The 293-nt window shown below is 62.5% G+C and carries 1 protein-coding gene; it reads right to left on the minus strand.

The window, feature by feature from the left end:
• Nucleotides 1-293 (minus strand): Wzt carbohydrate-binding domain-containing protein (locus EN846_RS34560; protein ID WP_189587221.1); only part of this gene is annotated, 293 nt, incomplete at both ends.

Consider the following 293-nt stretch of genomic DNA (forward strand, 5'->3'; position numbering starts at 1 on the left):
CCCCACTTGAGCTGCCGATGGTCCAGCTGCGTACCTTCGGCGATGGCGACATCGAAGCTGTAGTCGCCCACCGGAAGGATCGGCATAGGGAAACTGAAAACTGCACGGAAACGCTCACCGGCACTGACCATGGGGGGCGCGTCGAGATAAGTCAGGTAGGTGTTGTCGCCGAACAGCGTCTGGCCATGCTTGTCCTTCAGGAAGAAGCCGATGATCGGCTGGTGCACGTCCACCGTGGCGTGTGCCTGGACCACGAGGGACACAGCCTCGCCGCCCACCACCCACGAGAGTGG

Source organism: Mesorhizobium sp. M4B.F.Ca.ET.203.01.1.1 (assembly GCF_004791025.1).
GTDB classification, from domain to species: domain Bacteria; phylum Pseudomonadota; class Alphaproteobacteria; order Rhizobiales; family Rhizobiaceae; genus Mesorhizobium; species Mesorhizobium abyssinicae.